General features: G+C 53.2%; 3 protein-coding genes. All 3 read left to right on the top strand.

Translation table 11 applies throughout. From position 1 onward, the window contains the following. Positions 1-912: 912 nt before the first annotated feature. The 3 genes from BOW52_RS07560 to BOW52_RS07550 all read left to right on the top strand — a co-directional run bounded on the left by BOW52_RS07560 (position 913) and on the right by BOW52_RS07550 (position 9,061). Complete coding sequence (locus BOW52_RS07560; RefSeq protein ID WP_078483485.1) at positions 913-2,052, top strand: glycerate kinase; 1,140 nt, start codon at positions 913-915, stop codon at positions 2,050-2,052. Between the two features lie 249 nt (positions 2,053-2,301). Then, positions 2,302-7,971 carry a transporter substrate-binding domain-containing protein gene (locus tag BOW52_RS07555; protein WP_078483484.1) on the top strand — a complete coding sequence of 1,890 codons (5,670 nt, stop codon included), beginning with the start codon at positions 2,302-2,304 and terminating at the stop codon, positions 7,969-7,971. Further along, positions 7,955-9,061, top strand: a complete 1,107-nt coding sequence (locus tag BOW52_RS07550; protein ID WP_078483483.1) for a response regulator — start codon at positions 7,955-7,957, stop codon at positions 9,059-9,061. Before BOW52_RS07555 ends, BOW52_RS07550 begins: the two co-directional genes overlap by 17 nt. Positions 9,062-9,188 lie beyond the last annotated feature (127 nt).

Genomic DNA, 9,188 nt, shown 5'->3' with positions numbered 1-9,188 from the left:
ACGCAGGCGTCACTCGTACTTGGGGTATGTAAGTCCTGCAGAATACGAGGCAAAGTGTGCCTCTTAATTAATTCATCCGTTAAACCGGGGGAGCCTCAGTAAATGATTCAACTGTTTTTAGACTTGCCACAATATCCCTTTATGAGCTCTAACGTTGCCGTTAACAGGCATGCCGTAGTGGTGAGCAATTTGTGCTATTTAAGCACAAATTGAACGCCGCGGAGGTATGTCCGGGTTGAACGGCCTTGTTAGATATTATTGAACTCACTTATAGCCACCAAATAAAGGCTGATACTATCAATGCGGCTGTTGTGAGAGATATAACCACTAGGCCAACAGCCTCTCTTTTACTTAAAGTGCGAGAACCGTGAGAGCGAAAGAATGGGGTGAATATGCCAAACTCTAGCCAGTGCCACCATTTCTTTCTATCAATACTATTTGTGCTCTTTGACTCGTCCATGTATTGAAATACTCATTATTGATTATGTTATTTTTATATCTAACTATTATTAGACACCCTAAATGTCCCGTTACTAACGGAGCATTTAGGGTGTATAAAAATCCAGCTTGTTTTAAAACAATGATTTAACTTCGTAAAACGGAGCCTAAAAGGTGTTGCTAACGGAGCTGCCCGGATTGTTTGCTTGATATGGGGTGTTTCTATGCCATTGGCGGCATGGTCTCTACCCATGGCCTGGGAATGGTGTTTATTCGTGAAATCTGTTTGTGAGCGCAGCGGTGGATCTTGTTCCATGATCGAGATGCCTCCTGGCTGATTGATATAAATGAAGCGTCCTACAGCTAATCCCTGAAATCAAGTATTCCCGATAGCTGTTGTACGGCTCCTTGATGCTTGTCCTACCTCTCGATTGCTTACAGAATGGGCCTTTCTTCTTATGTTCTGGTGCTGATGTGAAGGTTGTCCTTGCCCCCAACGCCCTCAAGGGGAGTCTGTCGAGCAGTGATTGTGCTTCTGCGATGGCGGTCGGTGTGCGGCGTGTTGTGCCCGATGCTGTCTGTATTGAACTGCCGATGGCCGATGGTGGTGATGGGATGCGTGATGCATTCATGGCGCTTGATGGTTTTGAACTGTGTGAGATCGTCGTTGAGGGGCCGCTGGGTGATTCGGTGACTGCCCCTTTTCTTTTGGACAGTGAGAACGCCACGGCGGTGATCGAGATGGCCGACGCCTCGGGGCTGGCGCTGCTCGATCCTGCTCGACTCGATCCGGTTAACGCTTCTACTGTGGGTGTCGGTCAGTTGATGGTGGCGGCGCTTGATGCGGGTGCAGAGCGGATTGTGCTCGGTATCGGGGGGAGTGCGACCAACGACGCGGCGACTGGTCTCGCTATTGCGCTGGGTGTACGTTTTCTTGATGGTGCTGGTCAGCTGCTGAAGGGGTGTGGTGGTTCGTTGACGCAGGTCGCGTCGATCGATCTATCCGGACTCGATCCGCGTATGACCGATCTATCGCTCGATATTGTCTGTGATGTCGATAATCCCTTTATTGGACCCGAAGGGGCGGCGGCGCTCTATGGGCCACAGAAGGGGGCCGATGCGGCGACCGTGCAGGTGTTGGATGCAGGCATGGCCCACTTTGCCGAAGTCTTGAAGGAGGTGACCGGTGTCGATGTGTGTGAGATGCCGGGTGCCGGTGCGGCGGGCGGTATGGGGGGAGGGCTCCATGCGCTTTTCGGGGCTCGCCTGCTACCGGGGGCGGAGCTGATGGCCGAGGTGGTCGGACTCGATACCGCGCTCGAGGGTGCTGATCTGGTGATCACCGCCGAGGGTCGGATCGATGGCCAGACGGCACATGGCAAGGCACCTGCTGAGGTGGCGAAACGTGCCAAAGCGGCAGGTGTACCGTGTGTGGCAATAGCCGGTTCGTTGGGTGATGGCTACCAGCAGCTCGCTGATGTTGGCATTGATGCCTGCTTCTCGCTCTGTGCTGGGCCGATATCGCTTGAGGAGGCGATGGCGCAGGCATCGGAGTTGATGAGTGATACCACAGAGCAGGCCGTCCGGCTCTTTATTGCTTCAAAACTGTACTAATCACTCGCTATTTCAATGGAGGGCGCAGAGGTTGTGCCCAGCTACCGATTCGTGCCTATCACCTGTTTGTCAGATTTATAACTGTCCGTAATCAACGTCTTTTCAGGCAATCGTCAAAAAAACGGCCTATTCTTAGCTTGATATAGTTTGAGTCCATCCTTTCAGAGAGGGGAGGTCGGTATTGCCGATGGGGCTGGGTGCCTAGAATAAGAACCAGAGGGCGCTTTAAGGATAGGGGCAGTCTGTTTAATGGATAAAAACAATAATTGGCTAGGGAGTTTTATTGCACTGATTGTGCTACTTAGCGTGCTGTTGCCGTTATCAGTGACTGCGGCTCCTGATCAACCCTTTGAATTGACCGCCGAAGAGCAGCGCTGGCTCGAGGCGCATCCCCGCATCCGTATCGGCACCATGAACGCCTGGCCGCCGATGGACTATGTCGACAAGAGCGGCCGGCCACTCGGCATCGGCACTGAGTTCATCCGCGCTATCAATATCCGTCTGGGGCATCGACTCGAGATTGTGCCCGGCTCCTGGGAGGAGAATTATCGCTTAGCTAAGGAACACCGACTTGATGCCTTGATGGGAGTAACGCCACTCGCTGAGCGCGAGCAGTTCTTCAACTTCACTACACCCTATATTGAGATTCCTCACCTCATTTTCACTCGCAACGATGCGTCATACAAAGGTTCGCTCGATGATCTTGCTGGACAGACCGTTGCTGTTGAGCGGGGCTTTTTTATCGTTCATCTGCTGGAGTCTAAATACCCGAAGATCAAGGTCAGAGAGTTTGATACGACCAGCGATGCACTCGATGCACTCTCCAAAGGTGCGGTGGATGCCTATGTCGGTAATCGTGCGGCGGCGATGTATGTGATCGAGAGTGAGCTGATTATCAATGTTAAGGCGCAGGGGAAGATCTCCGAGAGCTCCTCGATTAATGCCATTGGAGTGCGCAAGGATCTGCCGCTTCTGGCGGGGATACTCAATCGTGCGCTTGCAGATATCGACCGTGATGAGCTACGCGTGATCCATAAATCGTGGGTAGGTGAACTGAAAGAGGCAGAGTTGGGGCTTACCTATGCGGAGCGTGCCTGGCTCGATCACCATCCGGTTATCCGTGTTTCCAGCGAGGCCGATTATGCACCGTTCGACTACCGTATTGCAGGCAAGCCTGCCGGCTATTCTGTGGAGCTGGTGGAGATTCTGGCCGATCGGATCGGCGTCGAATTGGAGTTTGTGAAAGATAGTTGGAGCAATATGCTGGGGATGGCGAAACGGGGAGAGATCGATCTGCTCCATTCGGTCTTCGACTATCCCAGCGAGCGTAAGCGCTATCTGAAGTTCACCCGGCCTTATAAAGGTGTCGTCAATGTCATCGTTACGCGCAGTGAGTTGACTCATATCGATGAGTTGCGGGAACTGAAAGATCTTCGTGTGGCGGTAGTAAAAGATGATTCGCTGATCGTCGCCCTGAAGGGAGTCGTTGACGATCAACAGCTGGTCTATTTCGATAGCTACTCCGATGCGTTCAACTCGGTCGCTGCCGGCAAGACAGACGCTACCCTTACAGAGCTGCCAACGGCGACTCACCTGATCAATGAACTCTATCTCAATAACCTGGTGATCACCGCCAAGAGTGACGCGCTGGGGGGGCGCGATCAGCGCTACCGCCTTGCGGTGCGAAATGACTGGCCGATGCTTGCCTCAATTCTGGATAAGGCGCTCGACTCTCTCTCGGTGGCAGAGTTGCGTCGTCTCGATGCAAAGTGGTTGAAGCTTCCGGAGCCGCCGAGACAACGCGCTTCCCAGCTTGCGCTCTCTGCGCGTGAGAAGGGGTGGATCGATAAACACCCGGTTGTGAGCATCGCCTTTGACGAAAACTATCCGCCCTACAGCTTTCGCAATGAGAAGGGGGAGTTTGTTGGAATTGCGGTCGACTTCGCACGTGAGCTTGCACAGCGGGCCGGTTTTTATTTCGAGCCCTATGAGGAGGGAACGTGGAAAAAACTCTATATGGCAGCCGAGAAGCGCGATGTTGATGTAATCGCCACGCTGGTCAAACGCAAGGAGCGTGAGGAGCTGTTTGCGTTCACACGTCCATATGTTTCCCTGGCCCAATATATCGTGACCCGCAAGGAGGATCTGGGGGTGATAACCCGCCCGGAGGATCTATCCGGTAGGCGGATGGCGCTGGTAAAGGGCTACTCAATGAGTGATGTACTGCTCGAGGAGATCGAGGGTATTGAACCGCTCTATGTAATGAATCTCAACGAGGGGCTGGAGGCCGTCTCGGCCGGTAAGGCGGATGCAACCATCGGTGCTATCGGTATGGCACACCACCTGATTACCCAGGCGGGATTGCCCAATCTTGGCTTCGCCACCCTCTACTCGAAGGGCCAGTCTGAGCAGCGATTTGGCGTGCGCAAGGATTGGCCTGAACTTGCCACCATTCTCGGTAAGGCACTCGATTCGCTCAGCGATGAGGAGGTGCTGGCAATCTTTGGCAACTGGACTCGCCCCGAGATCGCTCGTACCGAGGCCGAGCTGACGGAATCACGTGTTGCATTGACTGAGGAGGAGCGTGCCTGGCTCGAGACGCATCCAGTGATTCGCGTACATAACGAACAGAACTGGGCACCCTTTAACTTTATCGAGAAGGGGAGGCCGAAGGGCTACTCGATCGACTACATGAACCTGCTGGCCAGCAAGCTCGGTATCGAGGTGGAGTATCTATCGGGACCGAGCTGGGATGATTTTCTTAGCATGATGAAACGCAATGAGCTCGATGTGATGCTCAATATCGTCGATACCGAGGATCGGCGCGACTACATCAACTTTACCGATAGCTATCTGCGCTCGCTGACCGGAATCTATGTACGACAGGATGAACCGCTGATCACCTCGCTCGAAGCGCTGGAGGGGAATACGGTTGCGTTGCCGAGTGGCTTCTTCGAACAGGAGCTGATCGAGCGCTACTATCCCAATATCAAGATGCATCTGGTGAAGGATAATCTGTTGGCACTGCAGGCGGTTATGCTGGGTGAGGCCGATGCCGCCATCGGTGAGCCGGCGGTGATGAACCATCTGATGCTGGAGCAGAGCATCTTCAATATTCGCCTCTCAGGCAGTATCTCCGACCCACGCTTCGATAATGTCTTAAACCTCGGTGTGCGTAAGGATTGGCCGACACTGCGCACGATCCTACAGAAGGCGATGGATAGTGTTGCCTATCAGGAGAGACAACACCTGCGAGAACGATGGTTGCCACAGGCCGCAGCAAAATTGACTCAGAGAATTGATCTGAGTGCCGAGGAGATCGCGTGGCTCAAGGCCCATCCTGTGATACGTGTCTCCAACGAACTTGACTGGCCCCCCTACGATTACAACGTTGCTGGCAGACCGACCGGTTTCTCAATCGACTATCTGCATATGCTTGCGGACAAGGTCGGTGTTGAGCTTGAGTTTGTGACCGACTCCTGGGCCGCTTTAATGGAGCGGTTCAAACGGGGCGAGATCGATCTTATCCATCCGCTTCACTACAGCAACGAGCGTGCCGAGATCATGCACTTTACCAAGCCCTTTTTCACGCTCTCGTGTGTGGCGGTGGTTCGGAAAGAGGATGATGAGATCACCAGCCTGAAGCAGCTCTACGGTAAGACCCTGGCGGGTGCGGACGACTGGGCGTTGACCAACTATATTCGCGAGCACCATCCGCAGATCAAGCTACACATCGTTTCAAGTGCCCTTGAGGGGCTCAAGGCGGTTCAGTTCGGACAGGACGATGCGTGGATCGATACCTACGCCTCCAGCCAGTTCCTGATCGGTAGCCACCACATCACCAATCTGAAGCTGGGTAGCGAGATCAAGGATGCCGGTGATTACGGCTTTGTCGATCACCATATCGGAGTTCGCAAGGATTGGCCGATCCTGCGTGACATCATGCAGAAGGCGCTCGACTCGGTGACACGAGAGGAGTTGCAGCAGCTCAATGATCAGTGGCGCGTTTTCGCCGAGACGGTAAAGCGCCTGCAACTGAGCAGTGAGGAGCAGCAGTGGCTGGCAGATAACCGCCACCTTCGCATCGGCTACGATGTCGACTGGCCGCCGATTGGCTATGTCAACGAGGCGGGTGTCTACAATGGCATGAGCGCCGACTACATGGCGTTGATTGCCGAGAACCTGGGTATAACACTCGAACCCGTTGCCCCCAGAAGTTGGCAGCAGACCACACAAGCCGCTAAACAGGGTGAACTCGATCTGCTCTCGGCGGTGATGTCGACGCCTCAGAATGAGGAGTATCTGAGTTTTACACGTCCCTATCTCAGCTTCCCGATTGTAATTGTGACCGATCAACGTGTGCAGCGCGTCGATGACCTGAAGGCGCTGGAGGGGAAGAGGGTGGCCGTTGTTACCGACTACGCCACGCATCAGATGATGGTCAAACACCATCCGCAGATCGAACTTTTACTCGTTAATAGTGTTGCCGAGGGATTAGTTGCGGTACAGGGTGATAAGGCCTATGCCTACGTCGGTACGCTCGCAGGTATCAGCCATATCATGGGGCGTGAGGGCATCGGTGGGCTCAAGGTGTCGGGCAAGACACCGCATAACTATGAGCTAGCGGTGGGTGTTGGTAAGGGTCAGCAGATACTTGCGGGACTGATCCAGAAGGCACTCGATGCGATTCCGGAAGAGAAACGGGTCGAGATCTACAACCGCTGGATCGCCGTGAACTATGAGCGTGAGTTCGATTACTCACTACTGTGGAAAATCCTCGTTCCAGTCCTGCTGATTATTGTTCTACTCAGTATCTGGAACTGGCTACTCAATCGTGTCGTCAATCGTAAAACCGCGCAGTTGAGTAAGAGCGAGCAGCAGTACCGGGCGTTGGTTGAGTCGGTACAGAACTACTACTTTTTCTACTCAAACGATACCAATGGGGTGATGACCTATGTCAGCCCCTCAGTTGTGATAGTGCTGGGTTATCGAGCCGGAGATTTCAAACGCCACTTCAGTGATTTTCTGACCGATAACCCGGTTAACCAGCTGGTGGTGCACTACGCATATAGCGCGATTCGTGGTGAGGAGCAGTCACCCTATGAGATGGAGGTCTACCACAAGAATGGTAGCCGGACGTGGCTCGAGGTGAAGGAGTCACCCGTCGTTGACGAGAGTGGCAAGGTGGTTGCGGTCGAGGGGGTTGCCCGCAACGTTACTGAGAGCAAGCAGGCAGAGAAGGCGCTGAAGGATTATCGCGCCCATCTTGAAGAGCTGGTGAAAAAACGTACCCGCCAGCTTGAGCATGCGAAGAATGTCGCGGAGGAGGCGACTCAGTCTAAGAGCCTCTTCCTGGCTAATATGTCGCACGAGATTCGTACCCCGATGAATGCCATTCTCGGCATGACCTACCTGGCAAACAAGACCGAACTCACGCGCGTGCAACAAAACTATCTGAATAAGGTACAGAGTGCGGCGCAATCACTGCTTGGCATCATCAACGACATTCTCGATTTTTCCAAGATTGAAGCGGGCAAGCTGGAGATTGAACAGAACGAGTTTGGCCTCGATAAGGTGCTGGAGCAGCTGGTCGATGTGGTTGGCTATCGCGCCGAGGCGAAGGGGCTGGAATTCCTGATCCGTCGTGGTGCCGATGTTCCCTATTCATTGATAGGTGACGGTATGCGGCTGGGACAGATCCTTACCAATCTCTGTACCAATGCGGTCAAGTTCACGGAGAAGGGGGAGATTGAAGTCTCTGTACAGGCCGTTGAGCAGAGTGAAAAGAGTGTGATGCTGAAATTCTGTGTGCGCGATACGGGCATTGGGCTGAGTGCGGAGCAACAGGCGAGGCTATTCAAAAAGTTCAGTCAGGCCGATCAGAGCACGACTCGACGCGATTATGTCGGCTCTTGGTAAAGGGGTGGTGTTTCATAGTGAGGAGACGAAGGATGCTGAGTTGCCGAGTCTGGAAGGTGCGAAGGTACTGCTAGTCGAGGATAACGAGATCAATCGTGAGTTTGCTGTTGAACTGCTCGGTACGATGGGTGTTGAAGTGTCGGTTGCCGTCGATGGTGAAGAGGGTGTGGCAATATTCAGCGCCGGTGAGTTCGATGCGATTCTGATGGATATCCAGATGCCGAAATTGGACGGCATGGAGGCAACCCGTAAGATTCGACAGCTCACGAGCTCGGCAGGCGACCGCTTTGCCACCGTGCCGATCATCGCCATGACGGCACAGGCGATGGCGGGTGACCGGGATCAGGCTCTGGCGGCCGGCATGAACGACTACGTTAGTAAACCGATCGATCCGCAGCTACTGGCAAAGGCGCTCTCCCGGTGGTTAACAACATCGGAAGTTACTGACACTGCGCCGGTTGTAGAGGCGCAGATAAGACGAAATGTTGTGCCAGGTGCGCTCTCATCGCTGACCACCATCAATGCTGAGGTAGGCGTTGATCGTATTGGTGGCAGTGAGACGACCTTCGAAAAACTGCTTGTAACCTTTTCAGAGCGCTATGCAGATGCAGTGAAAGAGATTCGTGAACTGATTGATGGCAATAATCTTGATGGGGCGGAGCAGCGGAGCCACGCTCTTAAAGGAGTGGCTGGAAATCTTAGTGCAGATCTACTGTTTGAGAAGACCGCTATGGTCGATGAGCAGCTTAAGCATCATCAGCTGCCATCTACTTATCAACTCGATGAGCTTGAGAAGACGCTGCAAAGTACCATTGCTGAGATTGAATCTTTGCACAAGCAAGATCAGAACGAAGCTGATGTGCCTACTGCTGTTGTTGACCATAAGGTGCTAATGAGTGATCTGGACAGCCTACGACAGGCCATTGATGAAGATCTTATTTCCGCACAAAAGCAGCTCGAATCGGTTCAGAGTCGTGTGGCTGGAAGCGAGTTCGCAGAGAAGGTGGGTCAGATTGCAGAACAGCTTGATCTGTTTGATATCGATGCCGCGAAAGAGGTGATAAGTGAGCTTGAAGCGTTATTAGGCTGAGTGATACTTGTTGGAGCTTACTAAATTGAGGATTGTAATTAGACTGCAGAATTCGAATAGCGAGCTATAATCGCGAGATAAGAATTAGAGCTACATATTGCGGCTTTTGTTTCGACTGTGTTGTATG

This window comes from Solemya pervernicosa gill symbiont (assembly GCF_002020875.1).
Lineage (GTDB): Bacteria > Pseudomonadota > Gammaproteobacteria.
This window is presented reverse-complemented; position numbering and strand designations above follow the sequence as displayed.